The organism is Burkholderia anthina (assembly GCF_001547525.1).
Classification (GTDB): domain Bacteria; phylum Pseudomonadota; class Gammaproteobacteria; order Burkholderiales; family Burkholderiaceae; genus Burkholderia; species Burkholderia semiarida.
In genome coordinates this window covers 262,420-280,809 of sequence record NZ_LNJP01000003.1, presented here as the reverse complement: position 1 = coordinate 280,809, position 18,390 = coordinate 262,420, and the positions used below count along the sequence as shown (strand labels likewise).

Annotated in this window: 16 protein-coding genes and 2 pseudogenes; 14 read left to right on the top strand and 4 right to left on the bottom strand. The window is 68.8% G+C overall.

Annotated elements, in window-relative coordinates:
• The first annotated feature begins 9 nt into the window (after positions 1-9).
• From WS64_RS21590 to WS64_RS21565, 6 genes are all read left to right on the top strand, one after another.
• Positions 10-738 carry a methyl-accepting chemotaxis protein gene (locus WS64_RS21590; RefSeq protein WP_059639891.1) on the top strand — a complete coding sequence of 243 codons (729 nt, stop codon included), beginning with the start codon at positions 10-12 and terminating at the stop codon, positions 736-738.
• Complete coding sequence (locus WS64_RS21585; protein ID WP_060967659.1) at positions 735-1,316, top strand: hypothetical protein; 582 nt, start codon at positions 735-737, stop codon at positions 1,314-1,316. Before WS64_RS21590 ends, WS64_RS21585 begins: the two co-directional genes overlap by 4 nt.
• A 22-nt stretch (positions 1,317-1,338) precedes the next feature.
• On the top strand, positions 1,339-2,298 hold the full coding sequence (locus WS64_RS21580) for a chemotaxis protein CheX (RefSeq protein WP_060967658.1): 960 nt from the start codon (positions 1,339-1,341) through the stop codon (positions 2,296-2,298).
• Positions 2,299-2,334: 36 nt separating this feature from the next.
• Positions 2,335-2,700: a response regulator gene (locus WS64_RS21575; RefSeq protein ID WP_059639893.1), complete on the top strand. Its 366-nt coding sequence runs from the start codon at positions 2,335-2,337 to the stop codon at positions 2,698-2,700.
• 146 nt (positions 2,701-2,846) lie between these two features.
• On the top strand, positions 2,847-3,317 hold the full coding sequence (locus WS64_RS21570) for a DUF3592 domain-containing protein (RefSeq protein ID WP_060967657.1): 471 nt from the start codon (positions 2,847-2,849) through the stop codon (positions 3,315-3,317).
• A 23-nt stretch (positions 3,318-3,340) separates the two neighbouring features.
• Positions 3,341-4,294, top strand: coding sequence for a hypothetical protein (locus tag WS64_RS21565; RefSeq protein ID WP_060968537.1), 954 nt, complete (start codon positions 3,341-3,343; stop codon positions 4,292-4,294).
• A gap of 21 nt (positions 4,295-4,315) precedes the next feature.
• Here WS64_RS21565 and WS64_RS35610 read toward each other — a convergent pair.
• A pseudogene (locus WS64_RS35610) lies at positions 4,316-4,496 on the bottom strand (LysR family transcriptional regulator); the annotation flags it as partial.
• 205 nt (positions 4,497-4,701) lie between these two features.
• On the opposite strand from WS64_RS35610, the gene WS64_RS21560 reads away from it, so the two are divergent.
• On the top strand, positions 4,702-5,496 hold the full coding sequence (locus WS64_RS21560) for an enoyl-CoA hydratase (RefSeq protein WP_060968536.1): 795 nt from the start codon (positions 4,702-4,704) through the stop codon (positions 5,494-5,496).
• A 195-nt stretch (positions 5,497-5,691) separates the two neighbouring features.
• On the opposite strand, the gene alr is transcribed toward WS64_RS21560, so the two are convergent.
• Entirely contained in the window at positions 5,692-6,813 is a 1,122-nt protein-coding gene (alr, locus tag WS64_RS21555; protein WP_060967656.1) for an alanine racemase, read from the bottom strand.
• 301 nt (positions 6,814-7,114) lie between these two features.
• Here alr and WS64_RS21550 point away from each other — a divergent pair, with 301 nt between their 5' ends.
• Positions 7,115-7,486 carry an MAPEG family protein gene (locus WS64_RS21550; RefSeq protein ID WP_059639277.1) on the top strand — a complete coding sequence of 124 codons (372 nt, stop codon included), beginning with the start codon at positions 7,115-7,117 and terminating at the stop codon, positions 7,484-7,486.
• Positions 7,487-7,532: 46 nt separating this feature from the next.
• Here WS64_RS21550 and WS64_RS21545 read toward each other — a convergent pair whose 3' ends face one another.
• Positions 7,533-8,480, bottom strand: coding sequence for a LysR family transcriptional regulator (locus WS64_RS21545; protein WP_060311136.1), 948 nt, complete (start codon positions 8,478-8,480; stop codon positions 7,533-7,535).
• Positions 8,481-8,599: 119 nt separating this feature from the next.
• Between WS64_RS21545 and WS64_RS21540 the strand changes: the two genes are divergently transcribed.
• The 6 genes and pseudogenes from WS64_RS21540 (at position 8,600) to WS64_RS21515 (ending at position 16,688) form a co-directional block, all read left to right on the top strand.
• Positions 8,600-12,139 (top strand): ABC transporter ATP-binding protein/permease, encoded by a 3,540-nt coding sequence (locus WS64_RS21540; RefSeq protein ID WP_060968535.1) that lies wholly within the window; start codon positions 8,600-8,602, stop codon positions 12,137-12,139.
• 339 nt (positions 12,140-12,478) lie between these two features.
• A pseudogene (locus WS64_RS35660) lies at positions 12,479-12,703 on the top strand (peptidase C45); the annotation flags it as partial.
• A 15-nt stretch (positions 12,704-12,718) separates the two neighbouring features.
• Positions 12,719-14,053, top strand: coding sequence for an aspartate aminotransferase family protein (locus WS64_RS21530; RefSeq protein WP_060967654.1), 1,335 nt, complete (start codon positions 12,719-12,721; stop codon positions 14,051-14,053).
• A 25-nt stretch (positions 14,054-14,078) separates the two neighbouring features.
• Complete coding sequence (locus tag WS64_RS21525) at positions 14,079-14,633, top strand: carboxymuconolactone decarboxylase family protein (RefSeq protein ID WP_059639281.1); 555 nt, start codon at positions 14,079-14,081, stop codon at positions 14,631-14,633.
• Between the two features lie 207 nt (positions 14,634-14,840).
• Positions 14,841-15,740 carry a lipid A hydroxylase LpxO gene (lpxO, locus tag WS64_RS21520; RefSeq protein ID WP_060967653.1) on the top strand — a complete coding sequence of 300 codons (900 nt, stop codon included), beginning with the start codon at positions 14,841-14,843 and terminating at the stop codon, positions 15,738-15,740.
• A 159-nt stretch (positions 15,741-15,899) separates the two neighbouring features.
• Entirely contained in the window at positions 15,900-16,688 is a 789-nt protein-coding gene (locus tag WS64_RS21515) for a hypothetical protein (RefSeq protein WP_060967652.1), read from the top strand.
• A 95-nt stretch (positions 16,689-16,783) separates the two neighbouring features.
• Here WS64_RS21515 and ahpF read toward each other — a convergent pair whose 3' ends face one another.
• Positions 16,784-18,385, bottom strand: a complete 1,602-nt coding sequence (gene ahpF / locus WS64_RS21510; protein WP_060967651.1) for an alkyl hydroperoxide reductase subunit F — start codon at positions 18,383-18,385, stop codon at positions 16,784-16,786.
• Between the last annotated feature and the right edge of the window lie 5 nt (positions 18,386-18,390).

Below are 18,390 nucleotides of genomic sequence, written 5' to 3'. Positions count from 1 at the left end.
CAGGCGTGGATGATTCAGATGGCCGCCGCGCTCGCGGGCGGCGTGGTCGTCGCGGTGGCGGCGGCGATCGTGTGTCGTGTGATGCGCCAACGGCTCGTCGCGTCGATGGAGCGCGACGCGCATGCGTTGCGCGGTGCGCTCCACGCGGCCGAGGTGCGGGCGGAAGAGACGGCGTCGGCGCATGCGCAAGCGGCCGACGCATGGGCGCAACGCGAGGCGCAACTGGAAGAGGCGCTGGCGCGCGAGGTGTCCGAGAGCGCCGCGCAGCGCGACGCGTTGCAGGCGCTGTCGGCCGACCGCGCGGCGCTCGCGCAGCATGCGATGAAGATCGCCGACGAAGCCGCGCGCCTGCGCGGGCTCGCCGGCACGTTCGAGCGCTGGCACGAGCAGATGATCTCGTTGACCACGCAGAACCAGGACATGCGCGCGAAGAACCTGGAGCTGTCGGCGATCGTCGCGCACGTGTCGATCGTGTCGCTGAACGCGTCGATCGAGGCGGCGCGTGCCGGCACGGCCGGGCGCGGCTTCTCGATCGTCGCGAGCGAGGTGCGCGGGCTGGCCGCGCGCTCGCAGGAACTGTCGAACAGCTATCGCGACAGCCTGAACCGCAACGATCTCGTGACGGCCGCGACGTTCCAGGACATTCAGGCCGGCGGCAAGATGATCACGGCCGCGCTCGCGACGGTCGAGACGCTGGCCGGGCAACTGCACGCGCGGATCGAAGGAGCGGCCCCGTGATCAGCGCGCAGGCGAGGGCCGGTTTCGAGCGGATCTTTTTCGATGCCGCGCGCACGCGGCTCGCGGCCGGCGGCGCGTGCGACATCCGGCCGGCCGCCGGGCACGCACACGACGCGCCCGATCGCATGCACGCGAAGCCGCGCTCGAAGCCGACGGTAGTCGAACATGTGGTCGTGCTGACGATCTCGGCGCTGCATTTCCGCCTGCTGCTTGCGCTGCGCTTCAGCGACGACGACGCGACGCGCCGCCATTTCGCCGGCGCGACGGCAGGCGCGAGCAGCCAGCGGCCGCTGACCGACGCGTTCATGGAAGTCGCGAACCTGTGTTGCGGCGCGATCAACCAGGCGCTGACCGCGCCGTTCCCCGATCTCGGGATGTCGACGCCTTACCTGCTGAGCGGCGCGAGCATCGACGCCATGCACGCGCTCTCGCCCGATTACGTGGCCGCGTACGACCTGACGCTCGACGGCGACGTGCGGGTCGGCGCGACGCTGTGCGTGTGCGCGAACGCGCCGGTCGATTTCCATGTGCCGGAAACCGCCGCGGTGGAGAGCGGCGGCGAGCTCGAACTGTTCTGACCGACCATCAGGAATCCATCCGATGACCGAAGACCAACCCGTCAGCAAGGTGCTCGTGCTCGACGACAGCCGCGTGCATGCCGACGCGATCAAGCGTTTCTGCGACGAGCACAATCTGGTCGGCCTGACCGTGCGGCGCAGCCGGCTCTTGAAGGTGCTGCGCTCGAACATCGATCTCGGCGCGATCCTGCTGGCCGAGGACTACGGCGGCTCGCCGGCCGAGAGCGCGATCATCGCGACGCAGATCGACGCGCTGCGGCCCGAGCTGCCGATCATCCTGCGCCGCGAATCGCTCGCGTCGCGCGACGGGCTGCCCGATGCGCTCGCGCGTGTCGCGTGCGCGGCCTACGTCGCCGACGACATGACGCCGCTCGCGCGCGCGATCGACGAATACCTGTTCGGCCGCGACTACCCGAACGCGCTGGTGCGCGGCATCTCGGAGATCACCGAGGCGCGCATCGACAGCCTGTTCCCGGGCATGACGATCGAGCACGACACGCCGTGCATCGTGCGCGACCAGATCATCTTCGGCGAAGTGTTCAGCCTGATCGCGCTCGAAAGCGCGTGGTGCCGCGGCTACATGCTGCTGCAGACGAGCGAGCAGCCGCTGCTCGACATGCTCGGCGGCACGCGCGACAGCGGCCGCGCGCCGGATTTCCGCGACGTGAACAGCGTGCTCGGCGAACTGACCAACCTCGTGTGGGGCGCGTTCAAGAACCGCTATCTCGGCGACGCCGAGGCGCTGGCGCGCCATCCGGTTCAGGTGCCGCTCGTCGTCAATCACAAGCAGAAGTTCATCTCGTTCGGCGGCGACTGTCCGCAGCTCTGTTTCAAGTACCGGATGACCGACCCGGCTTCGGGGCGCTCGGTCCGTCTCGACCAGCGTTTCGTGTTCAGCCTGAGCTGGTCGCCGGAGGATTTCCGCGAATCCGTGCAGGACGTCGGGCCGATGGTCGAAGCGGGCGAACTCGAATTGTTTTGAATGTTGAAGTCGGCAACGACGAAAGGGGAATACGACATGGCAAAGATTCTGGTGGTGGACGATTCGGGCACCGTGCGCGACGAAGTGGCCGGCTTCCTGCGCAATCACGGGCTTGACGTCGCGACAGCCGTCGACGGCAAGGACGGGCTCGCGAAGCTCAAGGCGACGCCCGGCGTGCGCCTCGTGATCAGCGACGTGAACATGCCGAACATGGACGGCCTGACGATGGTCGAGAAGATTCGCGGCGAACTGGCGAACACGGCGGTCAACGTCGTGATGCTGACGACCGAAAGCAGCCCGGCGATGAAGGCGCGCGGCAAGGCCGCCGGCGTGAAGGGCTGGATCGTGAAGCCGTTCAAGGGCGATGCGGTGCTCGACGCGCTGAAGAAGCTCGCGGGCTGACGCGCCAGCGGGCCGTCGAACGGTTGCGCGCGCAATTTACAGCGCGCCGGGATGTCCGTATCCTGCCGGATGCCGAGGGCGGCGTGGCGGCGCATCATGCGCCGCCACGCCCGGCATTGACGAACATCAGGAACGGAACGAAACCGATGGCATCCGAATACGGGCGACCCGCCGCGCGGCACACGGAGACGCTGATCGCGAAGGGCGTCGTTTTTACCGTCGTGGGCACGTGCGTGCTGATCGGCGTCACGTTGCATGCGCAGTCGACGCGCGAATTTCTGCGCGCGTCGGTCGTCGTACCCGGGCGCGTCGTCAAGCTGAACGCAGGCCAGCATCATCCGGAGATCGCGTTCACGACGCTCGCGGGCGAGCAGGTCGAATATGCGCAGGGCGGCGAGGTCAGCGTGCAGGACGGCGCGACGGTCGAAGTGCGCTATGCGCCGGACGCGCCGAGGATGACGGCGCGGCTCAATACGTTCGGCGCGATCTGGGGCGGCGTGCTGACAATCGGCGCGATGGGCGCGGTCTTTTTCGCCGTCGGCGTCGGTCAGTTGTGGTCGGGCGTGCGCGCGTGGCGCAGCGGGCGCAGCCGGGCGCGCCCGCCCGCCGCGCACTGAAACACTTCACAGGACATTCCGGCATGACAATTCGCTTGATGCCGTGGCTCGTCGCGATCGGCGCCGCGTTCGCGGGCTGCGCCGCGCACGCGGCGGGCACCGCGCATTCCCTTGACCAGGTGCCCGGCAAGTTCGATTCGCCCGACGCCCGCGCCGCGTATGCGCGCGACATGAGCGGCGCGCCGGAAGCGGACGGTTTCGGCGTGCACTTGCCGCCCGGTTTCACGAAGGAGGGGCTGGTGGCGCAGCTTGCGCCGGGCCAGCCGCTTGCGCGTGTCGTGCTGGCCGGCGCGAAACCGTGGCCGCAGCGTCCGGGCGCGTTCGTCGCGATCGTTTGCGTGGCGCCGACCGACGAGTCGGCGCGCGAGGCGCTGCGATTCCGTGCGCCTACCGATTGCGAGGGTTTCGAGCGCCACGCCGAGGCCGATGACCAGAAGGAGCTGGTCTGGCTGGGCGTGTTCGAGCGCAGCCCGGACGGCGTGCCGCGCCTCGTCGCGCGAACCGAACAGCCGCTCGACCAGGCCACCGACTGGAGCAACACGAATCTCGACAGTCCCGACTACCTCGAGGAGACGAAGCCGTCGGGTGATCGCCTGCTACGTCCCGAGCGGTGGTCGCGGTTCGATCTCGCGCCGTATACGCTGCGGGCGGGCGATGCCGCGTTCGGGGTGCGGGCGGGCTGGTCGATCGGTTATTCCGGCGGCGGTGCGTCGTTCGAGGCGTTGTACCTGTTCCGGATCGACGGCAAGACGCTGCGCGTCGTGTTCGCGCAGCCGATGATGTTCTACCGGGATATCGCAGGCGATTGGCATCGCAACGGCACGCGCGATCACGACATCACCGAAGGCAGCAATACGCTGAGCGTGCTGTCGACTTCGACGGACGGCTTCCGCGACCTGCAGTTGCGCGAGCGCGGCGGCAAATGGCGCCGGACGTTTCGCTGGTCCGCGGCGGACGGCGCGTATCAGCCGCGCTGACGCACCGGCCCTGGCGGTCCGCTATCGGCCCACGACCGGGCCCGCCGCCGCCGTCGCGAATTCGTCGACGACGGCTTCGATCACCGCCCGTACATGCGGTCTTGTAGAGATCGGCACGGGCGACGAGCCACGCGGTGAAATGATTGCATCGCCGCTTCATCAGGCGCACCAGTTCAGGCTCGGCGTCGGCGCGGAAGCACGGCGCGCAACGGCGCCGTTGACGGGCGAGCGGCATCGCGCGTCGCGCGATGGCCGACGGGCCGGCGTGCATGCGCATGCGGCGGCGCGGCTGGACGTCGTGCCGAATGTGGAGGACCATTTCCCCGATATGCCGCGAGCGGGCGGGCGCGATGGCCGCTCGTTCGCATCGCCCCTCAACCGTGCTGAACCCCGTCGAGCGGAACACCATGGAACCCATTCACGAGACAGCCGGGCCGATCCTGCTGCGCGACACGCGCGACGGCGTCGTCACGCTGCGCCTGAATCGCCCGCAGCAGTTCAACGCGTTGTCCGAAGCGATGCTTTCGGCCCTGCACGATGCGTTCGATACGCTTGCCGCCGATCCGCACGTGCGCTGCGTCGTGCTGGCCGCCGAAGGCAAGGCGTTCTGCGCCGGCCACGACTTGCGGCAGATGCGCGGCAAGCCTGAACTCGACTACTACCGCACGCTGTTCGCGCAGTGCAGCCGCGTGATGCTCGCGATGCGCGCATTGCCGGTGCCGGTGATCGCGCGCGTGCACGGCATCGCGACGGCGGCCGGCTGCCAGCTCGTCGCCGCGTGCGACCTCGCGATCGCGGCCGATACCGCGCGCTTCGCGGTGTCGGGCATCAACGTCGGGCTGTTCTGCTCGACGCCGGCCGTCGCGTTGAGCCGCAACGTCGCGGCCAAGCGCGCGTTCGACATGCTGGTGACCGGCCGCTTCGTCGATGCGGCGACGGCCGCCGCGTGGGGGCTCGTCAACGAAGCCGTGCCCGAGGACGCGCTCGATGCGGCCGTCGCGCGCAAGGTCGCGGAGATCGTCGCGAAGAGCCCGGCCGCGGTGCGATATGGCAAGCAGATGTTCTATCGTCAGCGCGAGCTGCCGCTCGACGAAGCGTATGCGTACGCGGGCGACGTGATGGCGCGCAACATGATGGAAGAGGATGCGGGCGAGGGCATCGACGCGTTTCTCGAGAAGCGCAAGCCGACGTGGCGTTCGTGATGCGTTGACGGAAGCGGACAGAGCGCGCGTCGGCGCCCGGCGTTGTGCAACGCGCAACGACGTACCGTGTCGTCGCCGGTGCGCGTGGGCGGTTCGCCGCAGAGCTGACGGGCCGCGTGAGGCGGCCGGCCAGCACGCGGCACGGCATGTGCGGCGACGCTGTCACGCATCGCAGCAACACAGCATCGCCGCCCGTCAGCGTCCGTAGCTGCCGGTCCGTAGCGCCGGGTGCACGCTCGTCGCCCCGGGCGGCACGATCACGACCGGCACGCGGCGCGCGAGCGCGCACATCAGCTCGTAGCCGATCGTGCCGCTGGCCTGCGCGACGTCATCCACCTTCACCTGGTCGCCCCACAGCTCGACGCTCGAGCCGATGCCCGCGTTCGGGCACGGCGTCAGGTCGACGGTCAGCATGTCCATCGATACGCGGCCGACGACGCGCGTCATCACGCCGTCCACCGCGATCGGCGTGCCGGTCGGGGCATGGCGCGGATAGCCGTCCGCGTAGCCGCACGCGACGACGCCGATCCGCATCGCCCGATCGGCCGTGAAGCGGCGGCCATAGCCGACGGTTTCCTCCGGCGCCACCGTCTGCACGCCGATGATCCGGCTCGTCAGCGTCATCGCGGCCGTCAGCGGCGTGTCGGCGATATGCCGCGAGGCGCCCGTCGGCGAAGCGCCGTACAGGATCGTGCCGGGGCGCACCCAGTCGCGGTGCGCGCGCGGGTGCCACAGCACGGCCGCCGAATTCGACACCGAGCGCTCGCCCGGAATCCCGGTCGTGGTCGCGTCGAACTGGTCGAGCTGCCAGTCGACTTCGCCTTCGTCGGCGTTCGCGAAATGCATCATCAGCGTGATCTTGCCGATCGACGGCGCGCTCGCCGCGCGTTCCCACGCGGCGCGGAACGCGGCCGGCCGATAGCCGAGCCGGTTCATGCCGGAATTCATCTTGAGCTGGATGTCGATCGGCTGCTGCGGCTTCGCGGCGATCAGCAGGTCGAGCTGTTCGTCGCAGTGCACGGCGACCGTCAGCCGATGGCGATCGGCCAGCTCGACGTCGGCGGCCTCGAAGATCCCTTCGAGCAGCAGCACGGGCTTGTCCCAGCCGAGCTCGCGCACGCGCACGGCTTCGTCCAGATCGAGCAGCGCGATGCCGTCGGCGGCCGCGAGGCCCGGGTAGATCCGCTCGATGCCGTGGCCATACGCGTTGGCCTTGATCACGGCCCACACGCGCGATTGCGCGGCGGTGCGGCGGATGAAGTCGAGGTTGTGGCGGACGGCGTCGGGGCGGATATGGGCGACGATGGGACGGGGCATGGCAAGGGCTCGGGTCGGATGTCGTTCGGCGCACGGGGCGTGGAGTGAAACGGCAGGCCGGCGCGATCGCGCGCCCAGCCAGTGTTGAGCGCTATCTTATTGGTGTTCGACCAGTTTTAATTAACGTATTTATCGATGATTTGGTGGAAATTCGGGTGCTGAGGCTCGCCGCGCACTGCCCACTTCGACCTGCGCGGCCGAGTCTCCCGTCTAGAAAACCGGTGCGCGAACGGCACGATGCAATGCTAAGCTCTCGACGATCTTGTCATTGATCAATGTAATCATAACGGAGGAGACTTGGATGACGACGTCCCAGCTGTGCCTGTTCATCGTGGCGCTGTTGCCGTTCCCGATGACGTTTCTCGCCAAGGCCCGCAAGGGTTACGACAACCGTACGCCGCGCGATTACCTCGCGAAGCTCGAAGGCTGGCGCGCCCGCGCGCAGGCCGCGCATCAGAATTCATGGGAAGCGCTCGCGCTGTTTACGGCCGCGCTGGTGGTGGCGTGGCACAACGGCGCGAACGCGCATCGCGTCGACCAGCTCGCGATCGCGTTCGTCGCGATCCGCGTCGTCTATGCGCTGATGTACCTGTTGAACTGGGCGTCGCTGCGTTCGCTCGTGTGGTTCGGCGGGATGGCGTGCGTCGTCGCGCTGTTCTTCGCGACGCCGTAAGCGGCCGGTCATACGCAAACGCGCTGCCGGCGTTGCATGCGGCCCGTCAGGCCCCGCCCGCGCCCCGTGCGTGACTGTCGTTGGATGCGGGCGCAACGATCTTCGAGACGAACGGCGGCGCGTCCGCTTCGCTGCGCAGGAATGCGATCAACGGATCGAGCAGCCGGTGCCGCGTCGCCGGATGGCGGCGCAGCACGAAGCGCCACGACGCGTCGCGCGCGAGGCCCGGCACCAGCGGCACCAGACGCCCGCTGCGCAGCTCGGGCTCGATCAGCGGCACGCGGCCGAGCGCGATGCCGGCGCCGCCGACGGCCGCGCCGATCACCTGGCTGAAACTGCTGTAACGGACGATCTTCGTCTCGAAGTCGTCCGGCAAGCCAAACTGCACGGCCCAGTTGCGCCAGTCGATCTCGGGGCTGTCCTCGTGCATTTCCTGCAGCAGCCGCGAGCGGCATACGTGCCCCGACGCGTACGGAAACAGCTCGGGGCTGCAGACCGGAAACACGGTTTCCCGCATCAGCACGTCGTCGTCGGCCCGTAGCCGGTGCGCCGGTACGTGCACGATCGCCAGATCGACGCCGCTGCGCGCGAAATCCGGCTCGTCGTCGAGCACGACCGCGTGCAGCGGGGTGTCGGGATGAAGCGACGAGAATTCCGCCAGCCGGCGCGCGAGCCACATCGACGAAAACGGTGCGTTGGCGGACACGGTGAGCCGTTGCGCGGCACCGCGAATCTCGCTGCACGCGTCGGTGAGACGCGACAGCGCATCGCTGACGGCCGGCAGCAGGCGTGCACCGGCCGGCGTGAGACCGATGCCGCCGAGCCCCGTGCTGCGTTCGAGCAGCCGCGCGCCGAGCGATTCCTCGAGCGACCGGATCTGGTGGCTGACCGCGCTGGTCGACACGTTCAGCTCGACCGCCGCGCGCGCGAACCCGCCGAGGCGGACGGCCGCCTCGAAAGCACGCAGTGCGCTGAGGGGAGGAAGGTGCGACATGCGGGGTATTGTAGTTGACTCAACACCCGTTGAAAAATCATCTTTTGCCGCGCGCGGGCGGCGCGGGTAGCCTCGATCCGGTCAACCAGAACGCAACCAAACACCGACCGGAGGGCTTCATGTATTTCGACCGACGACTATGGGCGATGATGGCGGGCCTGCGCTGGCGGGTGGCGGCGGCCGTCGCGCTCGGGCTGCTCGCGATGGGTGTCGGCATCCTCCGCTTCGTGTTTCTCGGCCGCGTGCTGGCGCTGGTGTTTTCCGGCGCGCCGGCGCGCGGCATCGGCGAAGCCGTCGTTGCAACGGCGGCCTGCGTGCTGCTGCGCGCATGGCTCGATCATCGCCGCACGGTGCTCGCGCAGCATACGGCGGGCCGCGTGCAGGCGACGCTGCGCGCGCGGCTGTTCGACCGGATCGCCGCGCTCGGCCCCGCCTGGTTCAGCGGCGAACGCACGGGCGGCGTGATGCTCGCCGTCGTCGACGGCGTCGAGCAGTTGCAGACCTTCTTCGGCGTCTACCTGCCGCAGCTCGTGATCGCCGCGTGCGCGCCGCTCATGATCTTCGCGGTGCTCGCATGGTGGGACGTGCCGACGGCCGCGATCCTGCTCGTCGCGGCGCTCGTCACGCTCGCGTTGCCGCAGCTCGTGCATCGCGCCGACAAACGCGCGGCGCTCGCCCGTTCGGCCGCGTTCAAGGCGTTCGGCGAGGAATTTCTCGACGCGGTGCAGGGCCTGCCGACGCTGAAGGCGTTCGGGCAGAGCACCGCGTTCGGCGCGAAGCTGGCCGCGAAGGCGCGCGCGTTGTCGGACAGCACGTTCTGGGTGCTCGCGCTCGGCCTGCTGACACGGTTCTTCACGGATCTCGGCACCGGCCTCGGCGCGGCCGCGGCGATCGCGGTGGGCGCATGGCGCGTGCGGCACGGCGACATGAGCCTCGAAGCGCTGCTGATCGTGCTGATGGCCGGCAGCGAGATCTTCCGCCCGTTGCGCGACCTGCGCGCGGTGCTGCATCAGGGAATGATCGGCCAGTCGGCGGCGAATGCGATCCACGCGCTGCTCGACGCGGGCGGCGCCGCGCCTCGCGTCGATGCGCAGCGCGTAGCGGGCCTGCGGCCGGAGATCGCGTTCGACGACGTCAGTTTCGCGTATCCGGGGCGCCGCGCGGAGGCCCATGCGGCGCTGAGTTTCTCGGTGCGCGAGGGCGAGACGGTCGCGATCGTCGGGCCGAGCGGAGCCGGCAAGTCGACCATCGTGCGCCTGCTGCTGCGGCAGCACGATGCGCAGGGCGGCGCGGTCCGGATCGGCGGCCACGACGTGCGCACGCTCGATGTCGACCAGGTGCGCGAGATGATCGCGGTCGTCGCGCAGGATGCGACGCTGTTCGACGGCAGCGTCGCCGACAACCTGCGGCTCGGCCGCCCCGACGCGAGCGACGCGGAGATGATCGCCGCCGCGCGCGCCGCCAACGCGCACGATTTCATCTCGTCGCTGCCCGACGGCTACGCGACACGCATCGGCGAACGCGGGCTCATGCTGTCCGGCGGTCAGCGCCAGCGCATCGCGATTGCGCGCGCGCTGCTGCGCGATGCGCCGATCCTGCTGCTCGACGAGGCGCTGTCGTCTGTCGATGCGGAGAACGAAGCGCTGATCCAGCAGGCGCTCGACCGGCTCACGCGCGGGCGCACGACGCTCGTGCTCGCGCATCGGCTGTCCAGCGTGATCGGCGCCGATCGCATCCTGGTGCTCGACCAGGGGCAGGTCGTCGACGAAGGCACGCACGCGGCGCTGATCGCACGCGACGGCCCGTATCGCCGCCTGATGGGGCCGCAACTGGAAGCGGCCGCCGAATCCGTCGGCGCGGCGACCCCGGCCGGCGCGACCGCGCGCGCGTCGTCGGGCCCGCAGGTGCGGCCGCTGAACGACGATGCGGCGACAATCGGCTGGCCGGAGACGTTGCGGACGCTGCTTCGCTTCGTGCGTCCATGGAAGGGCAAGGTGGTGCTCACCGTGCTGTTCGGGATCGGCCGCGTGCTCGCCTTCATCGGCGTCGGCGTGCTCGGCGCGCGGGTGGTCGGCGCGGTGCCGACCGGTCATGTCGGCACCGGGCTGGTGGCCGCGCTGCTCGTGATCGCGCCGGTCGCGGCCGTGCTGCACTGGCTCGAATCGTGGCTCGCGCACGACATGGCGTACCGGCTGCTCGCGGAAATGCGCATCGCGTTGTTCGCGACGCTCGAACGGCTCGCGCCGGCCGGGCTGCTGCGCCGCCGTTCCGGCGATCTCGTGTCGCTCGCGACGCAGGACGTCGAGACCGTCGAATATTTCTACGCGCATACGCTCGCGCCCGCGTTCGTCGCGGTGCTCGTGCCGGCCGGCGTGCTGGTGCTGCTCGCGTCGGTCGCATGGCCGCTCGCGCTCGTGCTGCTGCCGTTTCTGCTGTGGGCCGGGCTCGCACCCGTGCTGGCCCGCCGCGACGTCGACCGGCTCGGCACCGGCGCGCGCGAAGCGCTGGGCCGGCTCGGCGCGCACCTGACCGAAACGATCCAGGGGCTCGCGGAACTGACCGCGTTCCAGGCGATCGCACGCCGGCGCGCGGCGTTCGTGGCCGAGGCCGATGCGTATCGTCGGCAGCGCGCGAAGCTGCTCGACGATCTGTCGACGCAAAGCGCCGCGCTCGAAGTCGCGAGCGGGCTCGGCGGGCTGGCGGTCGCCGCGCTCGGCGCGTGGTTGTGCGCACGCGGCTGGTTCCCGCACGAGTCGTTGCCGCTGCTGGTGCTCGTCGCGGTGGCCGCGTTCATGCCGGTGGCCGAAATCGGTCAGGTCGCGCGCCAGCTTGCCGACACGATCGCGTCGACGCGCCGCTTGCGCGCGCTGGAGAAGGAGCCCGTGACGGTGACGGACGGCGCGCACGCGATGCCCGGGAATCCGGCGGTACGGTTCGACGCGGTGTCGTTCACGTATCCGGGCCGCGGCGTGCCCGCGATCGACCGCGTGAGCTTCGAGGTGCCGCCCGGCAGCACGGTCGCGCTGGTCGGTGCATCGGGTGCGGGCAAGTCGACCGTCGCGAGCCTGCTGCTGCGCTTCTGGGATCCGCAGCAGGGCCGCGTCACGCTCGGCGGCGTCGACCTGCGCGACCTGCGGCTCGACGACCTGCGGCAGCACATCGCGCTCGTCGCGCAGGATACCTATCTGTTCAACGACACGCTGGACGCGAACATCCGGCTCGCCGCGAACGATGCATCCGACGCGGACGTGCGGCGCGCGATCGACCACGCGGCGCTCGGCGATTTCGTCGCGCGGTTGCCGGACGGGCTCGCGACGCGCGTCGGCGAGCGCGGCGTGCAGTTGTCGGGCGGCCAGCGCCAGCGTGTGGCGATCGCGCGCGCATTCCTGAAGGATGCGCCGGTGCTGATCCTCGACGAGGCGACGTCGCACCTGGACACGATCAGCGAGCAGCAGATCCGCGCGGCGCTGGAGGACCTGATGACGCAGCGCACGTCGATCATCATCGCGCATCGGCTGTCCACTGTGCGCCATGCCGACCTGATCCTCGTGATGGAGCAGGGCGCCGTGATCGAGGCTGGCCGCCATGCGGAGCTGATGGCGCGGCAGGGCGCGTATGCGCGGCTCGTGTCGCATCAGGCGAGCGGGGTCGCGGCGTGACGGGGCAGCGAGCGCGGCTGCATCCGGTGTTGTCCGTACCCAGGTATTGACAACATATGTTGTGTGAATGTCTAATTCGTCATCGCGTGTTGCGAGATCGTGACGACGTGCGTCCCCGCATCGTTTGACGGGGCGCGCCGACCCGGCGCACGCTACATGTCACCGGAGTGGACTCTTTTGCACGACATGCCGCTTTTCCTTTCGCCCGTCATCGCCGGCCCGCCGTTCGACATCGGCGTGCGCCTCGGCGAGCTTGCCCGGCCGGAATTCGACGCGTACTTGCGGCGGAGCCGCGCATGGCAGGCCGTGCGCCGCTGGCGCGGCCATCCGTTCGTCGCCGACGCGATCGACGAAGCCGCGCTGCTGCGCGTGCTCGGCGATCGTGCACCAGAAGGGCTGCCGATCTACCGCGACGGTCCGGCCGATCCCGACGACGAGAACCCGCTCGCGACCGCGGTGTTCGAGATTGACGACACCGCGATCGATTTCACCGTCCATCAACACGGCACGCAGCGCTTCGCGACGCGCATCGTGCCGTCCGCGCACGCGCCCAGCGCATCCTGATCCATGAGGCCACGCATGACGACCGTTTTCCATCGCGCCCCGCGCGCCACCTTGCCCGTCGCCGTCGCAGGCGACGGCATCGAGATCGTCGATTCGACCGGCAAACGCTATATCGATGCGTGCGGCGGCGCGGCCGTCTCGTGTCTCGGCCACAGCAACCCGCGCGTGATCGACGCGATCAAGCGGCAGGCGCAGCAATTGCCGTACGCACATACGTCGTTCTTCACGACCGACGTGGCCGAGGAACTGGCCGACCGGCTCGTCGACGGCGCGCCGGCCGGGCTCGACCACGTGTATTTCGTGTCGGGCGGCTCCGAGGCGATCGAGGCCGCGCTGAAGCTGGCGCGCCAGTACTTCGTCGAGAAGGGCGAGCCGCGGCGCCGTCATTTCATCGCCCGGCGCCAGAGCTATCACGGCAACACGCTCGGCGCACTCGCGATCGGCGGCAACGCATGGCGGCGCGAGCCGTTCCTGCCGCTGCTGATCGACGCGCACCACGTGAGCCCGTGCTATGCGTACCGCGATCAGCAGGCCGGTGAAACGGAGGAAGCGTACGCGCAGCGCCTCGCGGACGAGCTCGAACGGAAGATCGTCGAACTCGGCGCGGAAAACGTCGCGGCGTTCGTCGCGGAAACGGTGGTCGGCGCGACGGCCGGCGCGGTGCCGCCGGTGCGAACCTACCTGAAAAAGATTCGCGCGGTGTGCGACAAGTACGGCGTGCTGCTGATCCTCGACGAGATCATGTCGGGGATGGGGCGCACGGGTTACCTGTATGCGTGCGATGAGGACGGCGTCGCGCCCGATCTGCTGACGATCGCGAAAGGGCTCGGCGCGGGCTACCAGCCGATCGGTGCGACGATGGTGAGCGATCGTATTTACCGGACGATCGTGGACGGCTCGGGCTTCTTCCAGCACGGTCACACGTACATCGGCCACGCGACCGCCTGCGCGGCCGCGCTCGAAGTGCAGCGCGTGATCGCCGAGGAGAAGCTGCTCGACAACGTGAAGGCGCGCGGCGAGCAACTGCGTGCGTCGTTGCGCGAGCATTACGGTGCGCATCCGCATGTCGGCGACGTGCGTGGCCGCGGGCTGTTCGTCGGCGTCGAGCTCGTGCGCGATCGCGACACCAAGGCGGCGTTCGATCCTGCGTTGAAGCTGCACGCGGCAGTCAAGCGCGAGGCGATGCAGCGCGGCTTGATGGTGTATCCGATGGGCGGCACGATCGACGGCGTGCATGGTGATCACATCCTCATCGCGCCGCCGTTCGTTTGCACCGCGCAGCAGATCGATACGATCGTCGAGCGGCTGTCCGGCGCGATCGGCGCGGCGCTCGCATCGGCCGCCGCGTGAACCCCGACCCCACTGCATTCTCATCATGACAGACAGACTGCCTCCTTTCGATCCCGCGTCGGCCACCGACGAACAGAAGGCCGTGCTCGCCGATATCCTCAGCGGCCCGCGCGGCAACCTGAACGGGCCGTTCCTCGGCTGGATCGCGAGCCCCGAGCTGGCCCAGCACGCGCAGAAGCTCGGCGCGTTCTGCCGTTACCGCACGGGGTTGCCGCTGCGCCTGTCCGAGCTCGCGATTCTCGTGACGGCCTCGCGCTGGCGCTCGCAGGCCGAGTGGCACATCCATCATCCGATCGCGCTCGAGGCCGGCGTGCCGGCCGCGACGGCCGACGCGATCCGGCTCGGCGTCGCGCCCGCATTCGAATCGGACGACGACGCGCTGATCCACGCATTCGCCACCGAGCTGTACGACACGCGCCGTGTGAGCGATGCGACGTTCGCGCGGGCGCAGGCCCGCTTCGGCCACGAGACCGTGGTGAACCTCGTCGCGCTGCTCGGCTATTACGCGCTCGTCGCGATGACGCTCAACACGTTCGATATGCGCGCGGACGGACAAACTGATTTGCCGTTTCCGGAATAATCGCTGCCGGCGCGTGCGGCGGCAGCATGCCGCACGCGCGCCCGGATGGCCCGAAAAGCACGTACGCGCGGGCTTTTCGGCGTTTCGGCACGAATCGTTTCGCGACTTCGGCGTGTTTTAAGGCGTACACAGCACGACCTACCCGTCAGAGCAGGAAATTTTTCCCCTCCCTAGAATTTCGGCAAACAGCTTACGGGGGAAATATCGATGCGCTGGGTCCTGTTGATCGTGTTCATTGCGTGTGTCGTGTACACGCATCGGCGCGGCAAGGTTCGGCACCGGTTGTTCAGGCAACTATCCGACCACTCGACCTTTACCGCACCGCTGAACTGCTTTTCGTACGCGTTCTCGTCGGTGCCGACCACGCCGTTTCTCGATACGCGGCACTTTCCGGAGCTCGCGGTGCTGCAGCGCGAATGGCGCACGTTTCGCAGCGAAGCGCTCGCGTTGCGCGACGCGAGCCGGATCAAGGCGTCGGGCGAGTACAACGACATCGGTTTCAATTCGTTCTTTCGCCACGGCTGGAAGCGTTTCTACCTGAAGTGGTACGACGCGCCGCATCCGTCCGCGCGGGCATTGTGTCCGCGTTCGGTCGAGATCCTGTCGCGGATTCCGTCGATCAAGGCGGCGATGTTCGCGCAGTTGCCGCCGGGCGGGAAGCTCGGGCTGCATCGCGATCCGTATGCGGGCTCGCTGCGCTACCACCTCGGGCTCGATACGCCGAACGATGACGCGTGCCGGATCGTCGTCGACGGCGAATCGTATGCATGGCGCGACGGCGAGGCCGTGATGTTCGACGAGACGTACCTGCACTGGGCCGAAAACCGCACCGCGCACGATCGCGTGATCCTGTTCTGCGACATCGATCGCCCGATGAAATATCGTTGGGCGCAGCGCATCAACGATGCGTTCGGGCAACTGCTGATGCGCGCGGCCGCATCGCCGAACGAAACCGGCGATCGCACGGGCGGGCTCAATCGCGCGTTCAGGTACCTGTATGCGATTCGCCGCGCCGGCAAGCGCTTGAAGGCGTGGAATCGCACCGTGTACTACATCGTCAAGTGGCTGCTGTTCGGCGGGATCGCAGTCGCGATTTTCTGCATCTGACGGGCGACGGCGGGCGTTTCTTCCGTCTGACGATAGGGCGTACGGCAGGGCGCCGACGGCCTCGGCCGCGATCAATGCAACCAAATGTATTCGTCCGGGATCAACGGACGCTGGCCGCGTATGATGGCTTGTTCACATGGATATGATCGGTGAGCAAGCATGACGAGTACCCGTAAGACCATGATGATCGCCGGCGGGCTCCTGGTCGCCGCGGCCGGCACCGCGTACGTGATGCTGCTGCGCGCGGACCACCGTGCGATCGAAGACGCCGGCATCGGCGACGCGGCCGCACCCGTTGCGTCGGCGCCCGCGGGCAACGATCACGCGGTGCAGGGCGCGATCGCGCCGCCCGCACCGGCTGCCACGACGGCGCCGAAGCAGGCGCCGGCCGCGCCGTCGCTTCCCGAACCCACACCCGCGCCTGCTGCAACCGCACGCGTCGGCGCCGCGCCTGCGCCGGTTCCCGCGATTCCGGTCGTCAGCGACAAGCCGCAGCCGGTGACGAAGCCGGCCGCACCGCCGCCGAAAGTCAACGTCGTGACGGTGGATGCGCAGGATTCGACCCCCGCGCCGGCCGCCAAGCCCCCTCAGTCGGCTCAGTCGGCTCAGTCAACCGCACCCGCGCAGGTCACGCAGCGCGCGCCGCGCAAGCGCGACGGCCTCGAACGCCATGCGGCCGCCGCGCGGCCGGCCGCGACGAAATCCGAAACGCCGGAGACGGCCGCGCTCGTCAGGGAATCGGCGAAGCTCGATCCGTCGCTGCCGCCGCCGTCGACGTCATCGATGCAGTCGATGCCGGCGAGCACCGGTTCGTACCGGCAAGGCGGTGCGTCGTCCGGCGCAAATCCGGTGGCCGCCGCGATGACCGAGCAACTGGTCAGGCAGTCGAGCAGTTTCAAGTCGACGGCGCCTGCGCCGGCGGACGTCGGCTCGGCCGCAACCAAGTAACCGCGCGCGTTTTCGGCATAAAAAGGGCCCCGCACGCCGACCAAGGCATGCGGGGCCAAGAGAGACAAACCTTGATGTCGTCGGGCTGACGTGCGTCAGGCGGCGACCGCTTCTTCGGCCTTCGGCTGCGCGGTTGCGACCGGCGCCGCCACGTCGTGCCGGATCAGGTGGTCGAACGCGCCGAGCGACGCCTTCGCGCCTTCGCCGACCGCGATCACGATCTGCTTGAACGGTACCGTCGTCACGTCGCCGGCCGCGAACACGCCCGGCACCGACGTCGCGCCGCGCGCATCGACGACGATCTCGCCGTGCTTCGACAGCTCGACCGTGCCTTTCAGCCATTCGGTGTTCGGCACGAGGCCGATCTGCACGAACACGCCTTCGAGATCGATGCGCTGCGTGTCGCCCGAGCGCAGATCCTTGTAGACGAGCCCGTTCAGCTTGCTGCCGTCGCCGGTCAGCTCGGTCGTCTGCGCCTGCGTGACGATCGTCACGTTCGGCAGGCTGCGCAGCTTGCGCTGCAGCACTTCGTCCGCGCGCAGCTGCGCGCCGAATTCGATCAGCGTGACTTCCTTCACGATGCCGGCGAGGTCGATCGCCGCCTCGACGCCCGAGTTGCCGCCGCCGACCACCGCGACACGCTTGCCCTTGAACAGCGGGCCGTCGCAGTGCGGGCAGTACGCGACCCCGCGGTTGCGGTATTCGCGCTCGCCCGGCACGTTGATTTCGCGCCAGCGTGCGCCGGTCGCGAGGATGATCGTCTTCGCCTTCAGCACCGCGCCGTTCGCGAGACGGATCTGATGCACGTCGCCCGGAATCAGCGCGTCGGCGCGCTGCACGTCCATGATGTCGACGTCGTACTGCTTCACGTGCTGTTCGAGCGCGGTCGCAAACTTCGGCCCTTCGGTTTCCTGCACCGACACGAAATTCTCGATCGCCATCGTGTCCAGCACCTGGCCGCCGAAACGCTCGGCGACCACACCCGTCGCGATGCCCTTGCGGGCCGAGTAGATCGCCGCGGCGGCGCCCGCGGGGCCGCCGCCGACGATCAGCGTGTCGAACACCGGCTTGTTCTCGAGCGACTTCGCCGCGCGTTCGCCGGCGCCCGTATCGAGCTTCGCGAGGATTTCCTTCACGCTGCTGCGGCCCTGGCCGAACGAGGCCCCGTTCAGGAACATCGTCGGCACGGCCATGATCTGGCGCGACTCGACTTCATCCTGGAACAGCGCGCCGTCGATCGCGACGTGGCGGATGCGCGGGTTGATCAGCGACATCACGTTCAGCGCCTGCACGACTTCCGGGCAGTTCTGGCACGACAGCGAGAAATACGTTTCGAATGCGTAGTCGCCGTCGAGCGCGCGAATCTGTTCGATCACGTCGTCGTCGAGCTTGATCGGATGGCCGCCCGTTTGCAGCAAGGCGAGCACGAGCGACGTGAATTCATGGCCCATCGGGATGCCGGCGAAGCGGATGCCGGCCGGCTTGCCGGGTTCGCCGATCGAGAACGACGGCTTGCGCTCGGCGTCGTCGCGGCGTTCGGTCACGGTCACGCGATCCGTCAGCGACGCAATCTCGTTCAGCAGCGCCAGCAGTTCCTGCGATTTCGCGCTGTCGTCGAGCGAGGCGACGAGTTCGATCGGACGCGTGATCTTTTCGAGGTACGCTTTCAGTTGATTCTTGAGATTGGCGTCGAGCATGGCGT

What these genes read in the sequence shown, in the direction of transcription:
- WS64_RS21590 (WP_059639891.1), top strand. Translation starts at nt 10, where the DNA reads ATGATTCAGATGGCCGCCGCGCTCGCGGGCGGCGTGGTCGTCGCGGTG.
- WS64_RS21580 (WP_060967658.1), top strand. Translation starts at nt 1,339, where the DNA reads ATGACCGAAGACCAACCCGTCAGCAAGGTGCTCGTGCTCGACGACAGC.
- WS64_RS21575 (WP_059639893.1), top strand. Translation starts at nt 2,335, where the DNA reads ATGGCAAAGATTCTGGTGGTGGACGATTCGGGCACCGTGCGCGACGAA.
- WS64_RS21570 (WP_060967657.1), top strand. Translation starts at nt 2,847, where the DNA reads ATGGCATCCGAATACGGGCGACCCGCCGCGCGGCACACGGAGACGCTG.
- WS64_RS21565 (WP_060968537.1), top strand. Translation starts at nt 3,341, where the DNA reads ATGACAATTCGCTTGATGCCGTGGCTCGTCGCGATCGGCGCCGCGTTC.
- WS64_RS21560 (WP_060968536.1), top strand. Translation starts at nt 4,702, where the DNA reads ATGGAACCCATTCACGAGACAGCCGGGCCGATCCTGCTGCGCGACACG.
- alr (WP_060967656.1), bottom strand. Translation starts at nt 6,813, where the DNA reads ATGCCCCGTCCCATCGTCGCCCATATCCGCCCCGACGCCGTCCGCCAC.
- WS64_RS21550 (WP_059639277.1), top strand. Translation starts at nt 7,115, where the DNA reads ATGACGACGTCCCAGCTGTGCCTGTTCATCGTGGCGCTGTTGCCGTTC.
- WS64_RS21545 (WP_060311136.1), bottom strand. Translation starts at nt 8,480, where the DNA reads ATGTCGCACCTTCCTCCCCTCAGCGCACTGCGTGCTTTCGAGGCGGCC.
- WS64_RS21540 (WP_060968535.1), top strand. Translation starts at nt 8,600, where the DNA reads ATGTATTTCGACCGACGACTATGGGCGATGATGGCGGGCCTGCGCTGG.
- WS64_RS21530 (WP_060967654.1), top strand. Translation starts at nt 12,719, where the DNA reads ATGACGACCGTTTTCCATCGCGCCCCGCGCGCCACCTTGCCCGTCGCC.
- WS64_RS21525 (WP_059639281.1), top strand. Translation starts at nt 14,079, where the DNA reads ATGACAGACAGACTGCCTCCTTTCGATCCCGCGTCGGCCACCGACGAA.
- lpxO (WP_060967653.1), top strand. Translation starts at nt 14,841, where the DNA reads ATGCGCTGGGTCCTGTTGATCGTGTTCATTGCGTGTGTCGTGTACACG.
- WS64_RS21515 (WP_060967652.1), top strand. Translation starts at nt 15,900, where the DNA reads ATGACGAGTACCCGTAAGACCATGATGATCGCCGGCGGGCTCCTGGTC.
- ahpF (WP_060967651.1), bottom strand. Translation starts at nt 18,385, where the DNA reads ATGCTCGACGCCAATCTCAAGAATCAACTGAAAGCGTACCTCGAAAAG.